Here is a 13,767-nt window from a genome sequence, read left to right as displayed (position 1 = left end):
TCAGCGTATCTCGACAGGATGCGGCATACGCAGCCCCCCTACACCTACTGTATCGGCTCATGAAACCCCATCGACATCGACGGAGTGGCGAACCGCGTTCGCCACAGCAACAGCGTGATCCCGGCAACCATGTTCTTGAGAGCACAAGCGCAAAGGGCAAGATCCGAGGCACGGCGCGACAACTCGTCGAGCGTTATCTTCAGTTTGCAGAAGAAGCCCGGCTTGCGAATGATCGCGTGGCGTCCGAGGCCTTTCTGCAATCGGCCGAGCACTATGTCCGCTTGGGCAATCCCGTTTGTCACCCCGACACCCGACCTGTGAAGCACCGGCCTCACGCGCCTGCGCCGACTGCGCCGACTGCGACAGAGGTGTGCTCTTCTGCCGGTGATGCGTGCACCACTGTTCCAGTGGCTATGGTGTGCGCGGAACAAGCGCCTGAGCCTGAGGCTGTCAATGTAGAGACAGCGCCAAAGCGCCGCGAGTCCCGGAGCCCAGAGCAAGCCCGGATCGCGAAACGGGCCGCGGCAGCGGCTGTTCTTGAGCGGGTTGCGGGACAGCATGGCTACACATTGGCACAGCTGGGCCTGGTGCTTCGGTCATAAGGAGCCCTACCTGAAGGACTGGCGCGGCATCCCGAAGGCGCAGGAGATGCTGGACATCGTGACAATGGTTCAGTGACGTAAGGAGGGGCGGCATGATCGCTGCTGTCCCAATCACAGGAGAACGTCATGAAGATCACTCGCTCTGGCCAGACAGCTTCCACGGTCGGCCCCTCCGACTGGTTCACCGGCACCGTCCGGATCGATCCCCTGTTCAGCGCCGAAGCACCAGGCCGCACCGGTGGAGCGCACGTTACGTTCGAGCCAGGGGCACGCACGGCCTGGCACACGCATCCCGCCGGTCAGACCCTTATCGTGACCTTCGGGCGCGGCCTGGTTCAGCACGAGGGCGGGCCCGTCAGGGAAATCCGTGCGGGGGATGTGGTCTGGTTTCCCGCTGGGGAAAAGCACTGGCATGGTGCCGCACCCGATACCGCCATGAGCCACATTGCCATTCAGGAGACCATCGATGGCACGGCTGTGACCTGGATGGAGAAGGTTTCGGATAGTGAGTACCTGGACCGCCAGTAGCGTCCTGCTTGAACGCACTGTCCGGGGATCAGCTGGATTTCTGGAAGGCTGCCGGATCATCACAACAGACACGCAAAGAAGGTGCAGTTCGTTCACTGCCCCGTCCATGAGCGACTGCTTTCGGGAAGCTGCGCCACCAGCCAGCGGAAGTGTCGCGTGGCAGCAGTGGGCTCTTCACGTTGATCCTGCCACCTCACCTGATTGTCGGCTTTTCAGTTAAGGCTTTAAGCGAGGTCGCTGACAAATAGCGTCAACAGAACCCTGCCATTTAGCGCAGAAATCTACACGCAGGGATCGGCACAAAGCGTGCAAGGCGTCCGTTACACGATCCTCTTTCGGGCACGTTCGAGGGGCGCGGCCCAAGCTGGCAGGGGAGGCTCCCCATGAGACAGGACACGTCCGGGTCGACCGGAGCTCCCTTCGCGGCTCTCCCCGAGGACCGACGCCGCGAGGTCATGGCCCGCCTGGCGGTGCTCCGGCCCGCCCTCGAGGAGGAGGTGCCTCTCGCGGGCCGCGGCCGAGGCAAGCGTGCCGCTCCGGACCGCGCAGCGCTGGCTGGCGCGCTACCGCAAGGACGGCATGCAGGGCTTCACACATCCACATGCTCGCCGTGCTGCGATGCCGTCCGCCTAAAGCATTAGCAGGTAACCTCCTATACCCTTGCGCGAATGAGGTTACTTGTCACCCGACGATGGTCGCCTCGGTGGCGGTACGCAGCTCGTCCTCGCTAACCCCGTCGACCAGCTCGACGATGCGCAGCCCGCCCTCGACCACGTCCAGAACGCCCAGATTGGTGATGATCCGGTCGACCACGCCCTTGCCGGTCAACGGCAGAGTGCAGGACTTCAGAACCTTGGATCCGCCGGCCTTGTTGGTGTGGTCCATGACCACGATCACGCGGCCCACGCCCGCGACCAGGTCCATTGCGCCGCCCATGCCCTTGACCAGCTTGCCGGGGATCATCCAGTTGGCCAGGTCGCCCTCCTCGGAGACCTCCATCGCGCCCAAGATGGCCGCCGCGATCTTGCCGCCGCGGATCATGCCAAAGCTGGTGGCACTGTCGAAATAGGACGTGCGCGGCAGTTCGGTGATCGTCTGCTTGCCCGCGTTGATCAGGTCGGGGTCCTCCTCACCCTCGAACGGGAAGGGGCCCATGCCCAGCATGCCGTTCTCCGACTGCAGGGTGATGTCCTTGTCGCCCACGTAGTTCGCGACCAGCGTCGGGATGCCGATCCCCAGGTTCACGTACCAGCCGTCCTGCAACTCCTGCGCGGCACGGGCGGCCATCTGGTTGCGGTCCCAGCCTTTCGGTGCGTCGGGCATCAGACGGCCTCCTTCTTGCGGGTGGTGCGCTGTTCGATGCGCTTTTCATGCGTGCCTTGGATGATCCGGTGGACATAGATGCCCGGCAGGTGGATCAGGTCGGGGTCCAGGCTGCCCCGCGGGACGATCTCCTCGACCTCGGCGACGCAGACGCGGCCGCACATCGCGGCGGGCGGGTTGAAGTTCCGCGCCGTTTTGCGGAAGACTAGGTTGCCGGTGTCGTCGGCCTTCCAGGCCTTCACAATGGACAGGTCGGCCACGATCCCGCGCTCCAGGATGTAATCCTGGCCGTCGAAATTCTTTACCTCTTTCCCCTCGGCAATGACGGTGCCGACCCCAGTCTTGGTGTAGAAGCCGGGGATACCGCTGCCGCCGGCGCGCATGCGCTCGGCCAAGGTGCCCTGGGGGTTGAACTCCAGCTCCAGCTCTCCGGACAGGTACTGGCGCATGAACTCGGCGTTTTCACCGACATAGCTGCTGATCATCTTGCTGATCTGGCGCGTGTCCAGCAGCTTGCCCAGGCCGAACCCGTCCACGCCGCAATTGTTGCTGGCGATGGTCAGGTCCTTGACCTTCGACGCCACCAGCGCGTCGATCAGAAGCTCGGGGATCCCGCAAAGGCCAAAGCCGCCCGCCGCGATGAACATCCCGTCATGAAGCAACCCCTCCAGCGCCGCATCTGCGCTGCCATAGACCTTTTTCATGCCGCAACCTCCCTCAGCCCCAGGATCTGCCGTGCCTGCTGCCAGGTCGCAACGGGACGGCCGGCCCGCGCGCAGATATCGGCAGCGCGCGTGACCAACGCCGCGTTCGATGGCGCCAGCGTCTTGCGGTCCAGCCGCACGTTGTCCTCGAGCCCCGTGCGGGCATGGCCGCCGGCCTCGATCGCCCATTCGTTCAGCGTCAGCTGATGCGCGCCGATGCCGGCGGCGCACCAGGGAGCATCCTCGCCGAAAAGGCGCTTCACCGTGCGGATGTAGTAGTCGAACACGTCCCGGTCGACGGGCATCGCGTTTTTCACCCCCATCACGAACTGGACATAGGGCCGCGTCTTCAACCGCCCGTCCTTCCACATCGCACGGGCTTGCAGGATATGGCTGAGATCGAAGGCCTCGATCTCGGGCATGACGCCGTGCGTCGCCATCTCGGCGGCCAGCCAGTCCACGAGGTCCGGCGCGTTCTCATAGACCCGCGTCGGGAAATTGTTCGAGCCAACGGCGAGGCTCGCCATGTCGGGGGCGAGCCGCAGCATCCCGCCGCGATCCTTGCCCGCGCCTGAGCGCCCGCCGGTCGACAGCTGCACGATCATGCCGGGGCAATGCTGGCGGATGCCCTCCAGCAGGCGGGCGAAGCGGTCGGGGTCCGAGGTCGGTTTGCCCTCGTTGTCCCGGACATGGGCGTGGACGATGCTGGCGCCGGCCTCGAAGGCCTCATGCGTTGACTCGATCTGCTCGGCAATCGTGATCGGCACGGCGGAGTTGTTCGCCTTGGTCGGCAGGCTGCCGGTGATGGCGACGCAGAGGATGCAGGGGGTCATGTGGTGCTTTCCAATCGTTGTGGCGCCGCCCTGCCTATGAGGCGGCGGCGCACAGGAAGTCCGTCAGGGCTGTGGTGAACCGGGATGCCGCTTCGACATTGACGATGTGTCGTCCCGGCAGGGCGAGATGCCGGCCGTCTTGCACCGCCTCTGCGATGGCCGCGAGATCTGTGGGTGGGCAGACCGGATCGTCGCTTCCCGAGATCGCCAGCAGCGGGCGGGTGATCTGGGCAAGCTGGCCGCGCAGATCCGCCTCGGCCAAGGCGGCACAGCATCCCGTATAGCCGTTGACCGAGGCTGCCGCGAAGCTGTCCAGGATGGGCTTCACGATATCGGGCCGGGCGGCGCGGTAGTCGCTGGTGAACCATCGTTCGGCCGTTGCCGCGATAAGGCCGTGAAGCCCGTTCGCCTTTACCTCGTCAATGCGCGCGTGCCAGCTTTCAGCGGTCCCGATCCTGGCCGCGGTCGCGCAAACTGCGATACGATCGACACGGTCCCCGGCGTGAATGCCCAGCCACTGGCCGGTCAGTCCGCCGATGGACAGGCCGCAGAAATGCGTGCGCTCGATCTTCAGCGCGTCCAGAAGGACGATCACGTCACCCCCCAGATCCGCCAGCCTAAAGGGCGGGGGAGGGGCGGAGGACCTGCCATGACCGCGCCGGTCGTAGCGCAGGATGCGGAAATGCCGTGACATCTCAACAATCTGCGGGTCCCACATGCGTAGATCGGTTCCGAGCGAGTTGCAGAAGGTCAGCCATGGGCCATCCGTTCCGTCGATCCGGTAATGCAGGCGGTGGGTTGGTAGATCGAGCTGCGCCATGTCAAAATTCCTTTGGGGATAGGCGCGCGGCCTCAAGGCCGCGCGCCTGGTTTTGTGCATCGCTTCAGGCTGCGGCAAGCTGGGCATTATCGCGCCCACGCCCATTGGCCAACGCAAAGACCAGCATGGCGATGGTCGAGACAGCCGCAGGGATCGCGAAGATCAGGAAGTTCTCGCCCAGGGGAAGCCCCTGCGCCAGCAGCACTCCGCCCAGAGTCGGCCCAACGATGGCGCCAATCCGGCCTACGCCCGAGGCCCAACCGAGGCCGGTCGAACGAACTGACATGTTGTAAAGCTGCGCAACGCTTGCATAGAGCAGGATCTGCGTGCCGATGGTTGTCGCGCCAGCGATGAAGACCAACAGGAACAGCAGCGCGGGGGCCGGGTTGAAGCCGATAAGCGCAATCGACACGGCGGCGGCGGCGAAGAAGCCCACCACGACCTTGGGCAGGCCGAACCGGTCACCCATCCGGCCGCCGAGGATCGCCCCCGCCATGCCGCCGAAGTTCAGCGAGAACAGCGACAGAAGGCTGGCGCGTTCGGCGTAGCCCGCCTCTTGCAGCACCTTGGGCAGCCAAGACGACAGCAGATAGACCAGCAGCAGGCAGCAGAAGAAGGACAGCCACAGCATCAGCGTGCGCAGCGTCCGACCATGCCGGAACAGCTCGGCCATCGAGGCGGATGCCCCCTTGGCCTCGACGAGGACCAGCCGATCGTCGACCGCAAGCGGCGCCGCCGGGTTGATCCTTGCAAAGATGCGCCGGGCCTCGTCCTGCTTGCCCTGCTTGATCAGGAAGCCAAGGGATTCGGGCAGTTTCCACAGGATCAGCGGCAACAGCAGCAGCGGCACCGCAGCGATGTAGAACATCGGTTGCCAGCCAAAGCTGGGGATCAGGCCGATGCCAAGACCCGCCGCCACCATGCCACCCACCGAGTAGCCAGAGAACATCAGCGCGACCATGGTTCCACGCAGGCGCTTGGGCGCATATTCATTCATCAGCGCCACTGCATTGGGCATCAGCCCACCGCATCCCAGACCCGCGATGAAGCGGAAAAACTTGAACTGGCCGGGCGTGTCGGCAAAGCCTGTAAGGACCGTGGCCGAAGTGAACAGTGCAAAACTAATAGCCACACCCTTTTTACGGCCGATTTTGTCGGCGAGTGGGCCGAGGATCAGGGCTCCAAACATCATGCCGAACAATGCCCAGGCTTGAAGCGCACCCGCCTGCGGCTTGGTCAGGCCCCATTCCTGGATCAGCGTCGGCAAGACCGTGCCCGCCACGAACACGTCATAGCCGTCGACCACCAGCAGCGTGCCGCACAGCGCAACCACCATCCACTGAAACCGACCGAACGGACTTTGATCGATGGCCTCATTCACGTCTATTGTACGCATTGTCGTTTACCTCCCTGTTATTGCTTCTATTTGCTCGGTTAGCCTTCGTCGCCTCCCGCGACGGGCAGGACAGAACCGGTGATGTAGGACGCCTCGTCCGATGCCAGGAAAAGGATCGGCGCGGCCTGCTCCTCGATGGTGGCGTAGCGGTGCATGAAGGCCGATTGCTTCACCTGGTCCACGACCTCGGCCATCCATTGTTTTTCCGCCGTGCTGTCCCCCTCTGCATTGCGGGGGATAAGGCGCGGAGGCGCCTCGGTGCCGCCGGGGGCGGTGGCGACGACGCGGATGTTCTGACCGGCCAGTTCCATCGCCAGCGATTTCGTGATCGCGTTCACGCCGCCCTTGGCCGCCGAATAAGGCACGCGGTGGATGCCACGCGTGGCATTCGAGGACACATTGACGATGGTGCCGCCGCCGCCCGCTACCAGATGCGGCAGGACCGCATGGCAGCAATAAAGCGTCGGCATCAGCGACCGCCTGATCTCGGCGTCGATCTGCGACGGCTCGAATTCGTTAAAGGGGCGCATCCGGATCGCGCCGCCAACGTTATTGATGAGGATGTCGATGCCGCCGAAGACATCATGGGCGCGGCGCATGGCCGCCTCGGCACCGTCCCATGTCTCGAGATCCACGGTGAAGGCGGCGGCGCCGCCTCCGGCCTCGGCCGCCACGTTGGACACAAAATCGGCGCGGTCCACGAACAGGACCTTGCCGCCCTCGGCCACCGCGCGCAGGGCTACGGCGCGGCCGATCCCCTGCGCAGCCCCGGTCACGACCAGCACCTTGCCTGCAAAGCGACCGGCAAAGATGGCGGCGCTCATGCGCTGGCCTTTAGCGGTGCATTCGGGGTGAACTTCTCGTAATGGAAGCTGGCCGGCCTGATCCCGTTCTCGTCGAGGTAGTGGCGCACGGCATCGACCATCGGCGGGGGGCCGCAGAGATAGACCTCGGCGCCCGCTTGGGCCAGCATCTCGTCCGGCATGTGCTGGGTCACCCAGCCCGTGCGGGGATGCTCCGAGGCCGGGTCGGCGACGACCGTGGCAAAGGTGAAGTTCGGCAGCCGCTTGGCAAGGGCCGCGAGACGGTCCACCAGCACGAGATCCAGATCGCGCGTCACCCCGTAAATCAGGTGGATATCGCGGCGCGAGCCGGCGCGGGCCAGCACCTCGAGCATCGACAGGAACGGCGCGAGGCCGGTGCCCCCCGCAAGGAACAGCAGCGGGCCAGCGCCTTCGCGCAGATAGAAGCTGCCCATCGGGCCGGTCAGCGTCAGACTGTCGCCAAGCCTGGCCCTTGCCAGCCAGGTGCTCATCAGGCCGTCCGGGATCTTCTTGATGAGAAAGCCCAAGCCCGTCTCGCCCGGCGGGGTGCTGAAGGAATAGGACCGGTGATCGGCGCTGCCCGGAACGGCGATGTTGACATATTGCCCCGGCAGAAAGACCGGCGCGGCCTCGCCCTCGTCCACCGCCAGTTCCAAGACCACGGCGGCGTCGTGATGCGCCTCGATCCGGGCGACAGTTGCCGAGAAGGACTGCTGCCCCGTCTTGCAGGCCGTTGAGCTGGTCGGGACTGAAATGACGCAGTCCGAGGACGGCACCATCTGGCAGGTCAGAACGAGGCCCTCGGCGGCCTCGTCCTCGGTCAGGGCGTCTTCGATATAGTCGTCGCCCAACTCGTAGGTGCCGCTTTCGGCGCGGCACTTGCAGGTGCCGCAGACGCCGTCGGAACAGTCCATCGGCAGGTTGATCCTGTTGCGGAATGCTGCATCGAGGACCTTTTCGCCCTTCTTGCAGTCCACGAAGCGGGTGATCCCGTCCTCGAAGTTCAGCGCGATCGTATAGCACATGGTCGCCTCCTCCTTGCGGTTGTGCGGGGTCGGCGGTCAGACGTGATAGACGTCGATGACCTGGCGGATGTAGTCGTTCTTCAGGACGATCTTCTTGGCGGCGATGCGCAGCCCCGCGTCCGTGTGGCGCAGGGTCACGAACATGGTTCCGAAGAACTGGTCCGTGGTCTTGTAGCGGTGGTTCAGTGTGTGAAAGTTGTAGCGGACATCCACCTCGCCCCCCCGATCCTCGACCAGCTCGACATTCGACACGGTATGGCTGGTGCGGGGTTCGGGCGTCGATGCGCCCGAGCGCTCGGTCTTGATGCGGAACACCCGGTCCTCAAGCCCCTCGCGGCTCGGGTAATAGATCAGCGAGATCTCGGTCTGCGGGTCTTCCGTCGTCTGGTCGTTGTCGTCCCAGGCCGGCATCCAGTAGGACGCATCGGGGGCGTAGCATTCCAGCCAGTCGTCCCATTGCCGGTCGTCCAGAAGGCGTGCCTCGCGGTAAAGGAAGGCGCAGATGGCGTCATAGCCGATGCGGGTGTCGGTGATCTGATCGAGGCTCATGCTGCACCTTTTGCGTTGTGGTCGGCTTTCTCGGCGGCGAGCGCCTGGCGCATCACCTTGGCCCAGTGCGCGTGCTGGCAGACGAAGAGGCCCTCGTCCTCGGAGCGTTCACCCGACAGAAGCGGGTTCAGCCCCATGCGGCGGGCATTCTCGTCCGGACCTTCGATCCAGAGCGGCGCACCGCGCGACATGTCGTTCCACAGCGGCGCGGCATAGGCGGTCTGGCAGGCGCGGAACTCCTCCAGATCGTCCGAGGTGCCCATGCCCGAGACGTTGAAGAAATCTTCGTATTGGCGGATGCGGTGCGCGCGGTCCTCGGCGCTTTCGCCTTTCGGGGCGAAGCAGAAGATCGTGACCTCGGTCCTGTCCACGCCAAGAGGGCGGACGACTCGGATCTGGGTGCTGAACTGGTCCATCAGGAACACGTTCGGATAGAGCCCCAGGTTGCGCGTCTGGTTGACGATGAACCCGGCCTTTTCCTCACCCAAGCGGGCGGTGATTTCCTCGCGGCGGCCATAGACGGGGCGCACCTCGGGGTTCTTGGTGTTGGTCCACAACAGGATATGGCCGTTCTCGAAGCCATAGACGCCCGCGACCGATTTGGACCAGCTGTTGGCATCGACGGCCTTGGTACCGGTCTCGCTGCGGCGCTCCATGGTGGTGGCGTAGTTCCAGTGGACCGAGCTGACGTGATAGCCGTCGCAGCCGTTCTCCATCTGCAGCTTCCAGTTGCCGTCATAGATGTAGGAGGAATTGCCGCGCAGGACCTCCAAGCCTTCGGGGGCCTGATCGACAATCTGGTCGATGATGACAGTAGTTTCGCCCAAGAATTCCTTCAGCGGCGCCACGTCAGGGCTCAGGCTGCCGAACAGGAAGCCGCGATAGGACTCGAACCGGGCCACGCGGGTCAGGTCGTGCGATCCGTGCTGGTTGAACTGGTCGGGATATTGCGTGGTCTTGGCGTCCTTGACCTTCAGTAGCTTGCCGGTGTTGGAAAAGGTCCAGCCGTGGAACGGACAGGTGAAGCTGCCCTTGTTGCCCTGCTTCCGGCGGCAGAGCATCGCGCCCTTGTGGGCGCAGGCGTTGATGACTGCGTTCAGTTCGCCCGTCTTGTCGCGGGTGATGACGATCGGCTGGCGGCCGATCCAGGTGGTGTAGTAGTCGTTGACGTTGGGGATCTGGCTTTCATGCGCCAGATAGACCCAGTTGCCTTCGAAGATGTGCTTCATCTCCAGCGCGAACAGATCCTCGTTGGTGAAGATGTCGCGGCGGCAGCGGAACAGGCCGGCTTCCTTGTCGTCCTGGACGGCGACGTCCAGCAGTTGATCCAGGTCGCGGGCCTTCTCGATGATTGCAGACATGAGTCTCCTCCCCAGGGGTCGCGCTTACGCGATCCGGCCCCTGCCAGATTTCGATGATGAAAGATTGGGTCCGGAGTTGAGCGGCCGGTCCCTTCCAGGGGGCCGGCCGGAGTTGCCCGTCAGGCAGCGGCGCGGCGGCGCTGTTCGTTAACCTGGTTGTCAATGCCGTCGATCAACGCGGTCAGATGGATGTCGAACACGATCTCGGCGAACGGGCCGTCGAGGTCATTGGCGCGGATGCTCTCCTCGTCCGTGCGCTCGACGACATGGGGCACCAGGCCCGCACGGGTCGCATAGGCGAAGTCGTCGTCGATCAGCGGATCACCCTCGATGTTGATCTGGGTTGTCAGCTTGCGGTGACCGTCGGCGCTGATGAAGAAGTGGATATGCGCCGGGCGCTGGCCGTGGCGGCCAAGGGCGCTCAGCACCTTTTCGGTCGGGCTGCCGGGAGGCACGCCATAGCCCGAGGGCAGGATGCTCTGGAACTTGTAGCGGCCGTTCTCGTCGGCGATGATCGTGCGGCGCATGTTAAAGTCGGACTGCAGGCCGGTCGGATCGAAGTGGGAATAGAAGCCGCGGGTATCGCAATGCCAGACCTCGACCTGCGCGCCCGGCACCGGCTTGCCGTCCGAACCATGGACGGTGCCATGCATGATCAGCGTGTGGCCGTTGGTGTCGCGGCCATCGTCAAGCCGGGCAAAGCCCTGTTCGACGGGGGCGCCTGCAACATACAGCGGCCCCTCAATGGTGCGCGGGGTCGGGTTCTCGATCCCCAGAGCGGCGTCGATGGCATCCAGGCGTTCGTCGATGAAGTGATCGAGCCCCAGGCCCGGTGAGATCAGGCCAGCCTGTCCGGCGGCGCCCAAGTCGTTCAGCCAGGCCACGCCCGCCCAGTATTCGTCGGGGGTAATGTTCAGATCGTCCACGGCCTTGAACAGGTCGGACATCAGCCGATGCACGATCTCTTTCATCCGCGGATTGCCGTCGTTGTTGTTCAGGCCGCTGAGTTCCTTCAGGAACGCCTGCACGTCGGGTCGGTCGAAAATCTTGACGGTCATTCTTCTCTCCTCCTGGATTCGCTTGGAAACTGGGTCGGGCTGGCCCCCTCCGGCCGCCCTCGGGCGGTCAGCTGTCATCCTCCCGGATGGCCGAGGGGTGGCGCAGGATGGGGATGACGGTGATGGACATAAACGGGTACAGGGGCAGGCCCGACAGGATGTCGTGCAGCTCTGCCACGTCGCGCACGTCGAAGATGCTGACATTCGCGTATTGCCCGGCGATGCGCCAGATATGGCGCCATTTACCCTGCCGCTGCAGATCCTGCGAATAGGTCTTTTCGCGGGCGAGGATATCGGCGCGTTCGTCGGCGGCAACGTCGCGAGGGATCTTCACCTCCATGGTCACATGAAACAGCATGGTCACACCTTTCCGGGCAGGCTGATGGTCTTGCGGATGCCGTCGCGGGCGAAGAAGGCCACGCGATCCTCGTCCAGCGTCACGCCGAGGCCGGGGCCCTGCGGCACGGTCAGCTCAAACTCGCTGTAATCCAGCGGCTCGGTTAGGATTTCCTCGGTCAGCAGCAGAGGGCCGAACAGCTCCGTGCCCCATTGCAGGTTGGCGAAGGTCGCGAAGGCATGGGCCGAGACGACCGTTCCCACCGCGCCTTCTAGCATGGTCCCGCCGTAAAGCCCGATCCCCGCCGCATCGGCGATGGCCGCGACGCGCCCGGCGTTGAAGGCGCCGCCGCTCTGCTCCAGCTTGACGGCGAAGACGTCGGCGCCCCGGACGCAGGCCAGCTCGAAGGCGCTTTCGGGGCCGGTCAGGGATTCATCCGCCATAAGCGCCACGGGGAAGCGGCGCATCAGGCGGGCCAAGGTGGCTGAGGACGCGACCGGCTGCTCGACCAGCTCGCAGCCCGCATCCGCAAGGGCAGCCATGCCGAAAGTGGCCTCGCCTTCGGACCAGGCCATGTTCACATCGACGCGGACGGCGCCCCGGTCGCCAAGCGCAGCCTTGATCCCCGCAACATGGGCAATGTCATCGCGGAGCGCGCGCGCGCCGATCTTCAGCTTGAAGACGCGGTGGCGGCGCAGGTCCAGCATCCGCTCGGCCTCGGCGATGTCGCGGGCGGTGTCGCCCGAAGCGAGGGTCCAGGCGACGGGAAGCCGGTCCCGCCGCCGTCCACCTAAGAGCTCGCTGACCGGCAGGCCAGTGCGCTTGCCCTGCGCGTCCAGCAGGGCGGTCTCGACGGCGGATTTCGCGAAGCGGTTATCGCGCACCGCCTTGCCGATCCGCGCCATCAGCGCCTGCACCCGCGTCGCGTCCTGACCAAGCATCACCGGCGCGAACCAGATGTCGATGTTGGTCTTCATGCTTTCCGGGCTTTCGCCGCCATAGGCCAGCCCGCCAATCGTCGTGCATTCGCCGATCCCGACGATCCCGTCGCTGCAATGGACGCGCACCAGCGTCAGGACCTGTCCGGTCATCGTCGCGACCGCCAGCTTGTGCGGCCGGACGGTCGGCAGGTCCAGGATCACCGTCTCGACCCGAGTGACGACGGGCGCTGCGGTAGAGGCTGTGGCGCGGGGGGAATATGGCTGGTTCATACCGTAAAGTTGCCGCCTAGAACCCCTGCACGTCCAACACCATTTGGATGTATAACGATACTCTCAAGGTATAGTGTTGGCTAACGGCTCAATTTTCAGCTATATTTCCCGCTGAAGAATACCAGAAATAGTCATGAAAGGGGCTCGTTTCATGGACCTGCGCCAGTTGCGTTACTTCGCGGCTGTGGCGCGCGAGCGGAACTTCACGCGCGCCGCCGAATCCCTGCACATCGCGCAGCCGCCGCTCAGCCGGCAGATCCAACTGCTCGAGGAGGAGTTGGGCGTCGCCCTGATCCTCCGCAACAGCCGCCCGATCAAGCTGACTGATGCCGGACGGCTGTTTTACGAACAGGCGCTGCAGGTTCTGGGCCGGGTCGAGCAGATGAAGGACGCGACCCGCCGCGTCGGCATGAACCGCAACAAGGTGCTGTCCATTGGCTTCGTTGCCTCGACGCTTTACGGCGGCCTGCCATTGCTGGTCCGCAAGCTGCGGCAGAATGCGCCCGAGCTGGATATCCAGCTGCTCGAGCTGCTCTCGGTTCAGCAGGTAGCGGCCTTGAAGGAGGGGCGGATCGATCTTGGTTTCGGCCGCCTCATGCACAACGATGAGAACGTGGTCGGCACCGTCCTGCGCGAGGAACGCCTCGTCGTCGCGCTGCCGCATGACGCGCTATTAGCCAGAGACGAGACGCCGCTGCCGCTGTCCGGCCTGGCCGATCAGAAGCTAATCGTCTATCCCAAGGAGCCGCGCCCCAGCTATGCTGACCAAGTCCTGACGCTGCTTCAGCAGGAGGACATTTATCCCGCCGAAGTGCTGGAAGTGCGCGAGATCCAGACCGCTCTCGGCCTTGTGGCCGCCGACTCGGGCATCTGCATTATCCCTTCCTCGGCACGGCAGATGCGCTCGGACGTACGGTACAGGCCCATCGACAGCCCGCGCGCACTCTCGCCAGTCGTCATGAACCACCGCGCAGGCGACAACTCGCGCTATATCGGATTGGTGAAGAGGCTGATCCGCGACATGTATGCCGAGCGGCCGGCATGGCTGGAGGCAAATAATGTTACGCGTGGTAGGTGAGATCAGCTTAAGTGGCGGCAGACATCAGCGTTGAGACTTCATGAGGATCTTGGTTTAGCTCACTGATAATTTTATCTATTTTCATGGTGCGACAGCTAGCTTGCTGCGCCCTTTTGCG

General features: G+C 64.2%; 15 protein-coding genes and 1 pseudogene. 4 read left to right on the top strand and 12 right to left on the bottom strand.

Annotated elements, in window-relative coordinates; genetic code table 11:
• Nucleotides 1-59: 59 nt before the first annotated feature.
• The 3 genes and pseudogenes from ACZ2G3_RS19290 to ACZ2G3_RS19280 all read left to right on the top strand — a co-directional run.
• Nucleotides 60-602 carry a DUF4167 domain-containing protein gene (locus ACZ2G3_RS19290; RefSeq protein ID WP_419270779.1) on the top strand — a complete coding sequence of 181 codons (543 nt, stop codon included), beginning with the start codon at nt 60-62 and terminating at the stop codon, nt 600-602.
• Between the two features lie 126 nt (nt 603-728).
• Entirely contained in the window at nt 729-1,130 is a 402-nt protein-coding gene (locus tag ACZ2G3_RS19285; protein ID WP_419270777.1) for a (R)-mandelonitrile lyase, read from the top strand.
• 516 nt (nt 1,131-1,646) lie between these two features.
• Nucleotides 1,647-1,763, top strand: a pseudogene (locus tag ACZ2G3_RS19280) (leucine zipper domain-containing protein); the annotation flags it as partial.
• Between the two features lie 48 nt (nt 1,764-1,811).
• Here ACZ2G3_RS19280 and ACZ2G3_RS19275 read toward each other — a convergent pair.
• The 12 genes from ACZ2G3_RS19275 to ACZ2G3_RS19220 all read right to left on the bottom strand — a co-directional run bounded on the left by ACZ2G3_RS19275 (nt 1,812) and on the right by ACZ2G3_RS19220 (nt 12,571).
• A complete protein-coding gene (locus ACZ2G3_RS19275) occupies nt 1,812-2,453 on the bottom strand; it encodes a CoA transferase subunit B (RefSeq protein ID WP_419270775.1) in 642 nt (213 codons plus the stop codon).
• A complete protein-coding gene (locus tag ACZ2G3_RS19270) occupies nt 2,453-3,157 on the bottom strand; it encodes a CoA transferase subunit A (protein WP_419270773.1) in 705 nt (234 codons plus the stop codon). The genes ACZ2G3_RS19275 and ACZ2G3_RS19270 overlap by 1 nt, the downstream gene beginning before the upstream one ends.
• Entirely contained in the window at nt 3,154-3,990 is an 837-nt protein-coding gene (locus tag ACZ2G3_RS19265) for a 3-oxoadipate:acetyl-CoA acetyltransferase (RefSeq protein ID WP_419270771.1), read from the bottom strand. The genes ACZ2G3_RS19270 and ACZ2G3_RS19265 overlap by 4 nt, the downstream gene beginning before the upstream one ends.
• A 34-nt stretch (nt 3,991-4,024) precedes the next feature.
• Nucleotides 4,025-4,810 (bottom strand): 3-oxoadipate enol-lactonase, encoded by a 786-nt coding sequence (pcaD, locus tag ACZ2G3_RS19260; RefSeq protein WP_419270769.1) that lies wholly within the window; start codon nt 4,808-4,810, stop codon nt 4,025-4,027.
• Between the two features lie 64 nt (nt 4,811-4,874).
• The gene (locus tag ACZ2G3_RS19255) at nt 4,875-6,206 is read right to left on the bottom strand and encodes an MFS transporter (protein ID WP_458478856.1); all 1,332 of its coding nucleotides are present in this window, start codon (nt 6,204-6,206) and stop codon (nt 4,875-4,877) included.
• Nucleotides 6,207-6,244: 38 nt separating this feature from the next.
• Nucleotides 6,245-7,030 carry a benzoate diol dehydrogenase BenD gene (gene benD, locus ACZ2G3_RS19250; protein ID WP_419270765.1) on the bottom strand — a complete coding sequence of 262 codons (786 nt, stop codon included), beginning with the start codon at nt 7,028-7,030 and terminating at the stop codon, nt 6,245-6,247.
• Nucleotides 7,027-8,055 (bottom strand): benzoate 1,2-dioxygenase electron transfer component BenC, encoded by a 1,029-nt coding sequence (gene benC, locus ACZ2G3_RS19245; protein ID WP_419270764.1) that lies wholly within the window; start codon nt 8,053-8,055, stop codon nt 7,027-7,029. Before benC ends, benD begins: the two co-directional genes overlap by 4 nt.
• A 36-nt stretch (nt 8,056-8,091) precedes the next feature.
• Nucleotides 8,092-8,604, bottom strand: a complete 513-nt coding sequence (gene benB / locus ACZ2G3_RS19240; protein ID WP_419270762.1) for a benzoate 1,2-dioxygenase small subunit — start codon at nt 8,602-8,604, stop codon at nt 8,092-8,094.
• Nucleotides 8,601-9,965 (bottom strand): SRPBCC family protein, encoded by a 1,365-nt coding sequence (locus ACZ2G3_RS19235; protein ID WP_419270759.1) that lies wholly within the window; start codon nt 9,963-9,965, stop codon nt 8,601-8,603. Before ACZ2G3_RS19235 ends, benB begins: the two co-directional genes overlap by 4 nt.
• Nucleotides 9,966-10,084: 119 nt before the next feature.
• The gene (catA, locus tag ACZ2G3_RS19230) at nt 10,085-11,023 is read right to left on the bottom strand and encodes a catechol 1,2-dioxygenase (RefSeq protein ID WP_419270757.1); all 939 of its coding nucleotides are present in this window, start codon (nt 11,021-11,023) and stop codon (nt 10,085-10,087) included.
• 67 nt (nt 11,024-11,090) lie between these two features.
• A complete protein-coding gene (gene catC / locus ACZ2G3_RS19225; RefSeq protein ID WP_419270755.1) occupies nt 11,091-11,381 on the bottom strand; it encodes a muconolactone Delta-isomerase in 291 nt (96 codons plus the stop codon).
• Nucleotides 11,382-11,383: 2 nt separating this feature from the next.
• Nucleotides 11,384-12,571: a muconate/chloromuconate family cycloisomerase gene (locus tag ACZ2G3_RS19220; protein WP_419270754.1), complete on the bottom strand. Its 1,188-nt coding sequence runs from the start codon at nt 12,569-12,571 to the stop codon at nt 11,384-11,386.
• 151 nt (nt 12,572-12,722) lie between these two features.
• On the opposite strand from ACZ2G3_RS19220, the gene ACZ2G3_RS19215 reads away from it, so the two are divergent.
• On the top strand, nt 12,723-13,649 hold the full coding sequence (locus ACZ2G3_RS19215; protein WP_419270752.1) for a LysR family transcriptional regulator: 927 nt from the start codon (nt 12,723-12,725) through the stop codon (nt 13,647-13,649).
• Nucleotides 13,650-13,767: the final 118 nt, after the last annotated feature.

Source organism: Paracoccus sp. KKT209 (assembly GCF_055635455.1).
This window is presented reverse-complemented; position numbering and strand designations above follow the sequence as displayed.

Coding starts and splice junctions, on each gene's coding strand:
- ACZ2G3_RS19270 (WP_419270773.1), bottom strand. CDS start 3,157: ATGAAAAAGGTCTATGGCAGCGCAGATGCGGCGCTGGAGGGGTTGCTT.
- pcaD (WP_419270769.1), bottom strand. CDS start 4,810: ATGGCGCAGCTCGATCTACCAACCCACCGCCTGCATTACCGGATCGAC.
- ACZ2G3_RS19265 (WP_419270771.1), bottom strand. CDS start 3,990: ATGACCCCCTGCATCCTCTGCGTCGCCATCACCGGCAGCCTGCCGACC.
- benB (WP_419270762.1), bottom strand. CDS start 8,604: ATGAGCCTCGATCAGATCACCGACACCCGCATCGGCTATGACGCCATC.
- ACZ2G3_RS19220 (WP_419270754.1), bottom strand. CDS start 12,571: ATGAACCAGCCATATTCCCCCCGCGCCACAGCCTCTACCGCAGCGCCC.
- benC (WP_419270764.1), bottom strand. CDS start 8,055: ATGTGCTATACGATCGCGCTGAACTTCGAGGACGGGATCACCCGCTTC.
- ACZ2G3_RS19285 (WP_419270777.1), top strand. CDS start 729: ATGAAGATCACTCGCTCTGGCCAGACAGCTTCCACGGTCGGCCCCTCC.
- ACZ2G3_RS19275 (WP_419270775.1), bottom strand. CDS start 2,453: ATGCCCGACGCACCGAAAGGCTGGGACCGCAACCAGATGGCCGCCCGT.
- catC (WP_419270755.1), bottom strand. CDS start 11,381: ATGCTGTTTCATGTGACCATGGAGGTGAAGATCCCTCGCGACGTTGCC.
- ACZ2G3_RS19235 (WP_419270759.1), bottom strand. CDS start 9,965: ATGTCTGCAATCATCGAGAAGGCCCGCGACCTGGATCAACTGCTGGAC.
- ACZ2G3_RS19215 (WP_419270752.1), top strand. CDS start 12,723: ATGGACCTGCGCCAGTTGCGTTACTTCGCGGCTGTGGCGCGCGAGCGG.
- ACZ2G3_RS19290 (WP_419270779.1), top strand. CDS start 60: ATGAAACCCCATCGACATCGACGGAGTGGCGAACCGCGTTCGCCACAG.
- benD (WP_419270765.1), bottom strand. CDS start 7,030: ATGAGCGCCGCCATCTTTGCCGGTCGCTTTGCAGGCAAGGTGCTGGTC.
- ACZ2G3_RS19255 (WP_458478856.1), bottom strand. CDS start 6,206: ATGCGTACAATAGACGTGAATGAGGCCATCGATCAAAGTCCGTTCGGT.
- catA (WP_419270757.1), bottom strand. CDS start 11,023: ATGACCGTCAAGATTTTCGACCGACCCGACGTGCAGGCGTTCCTGAAG.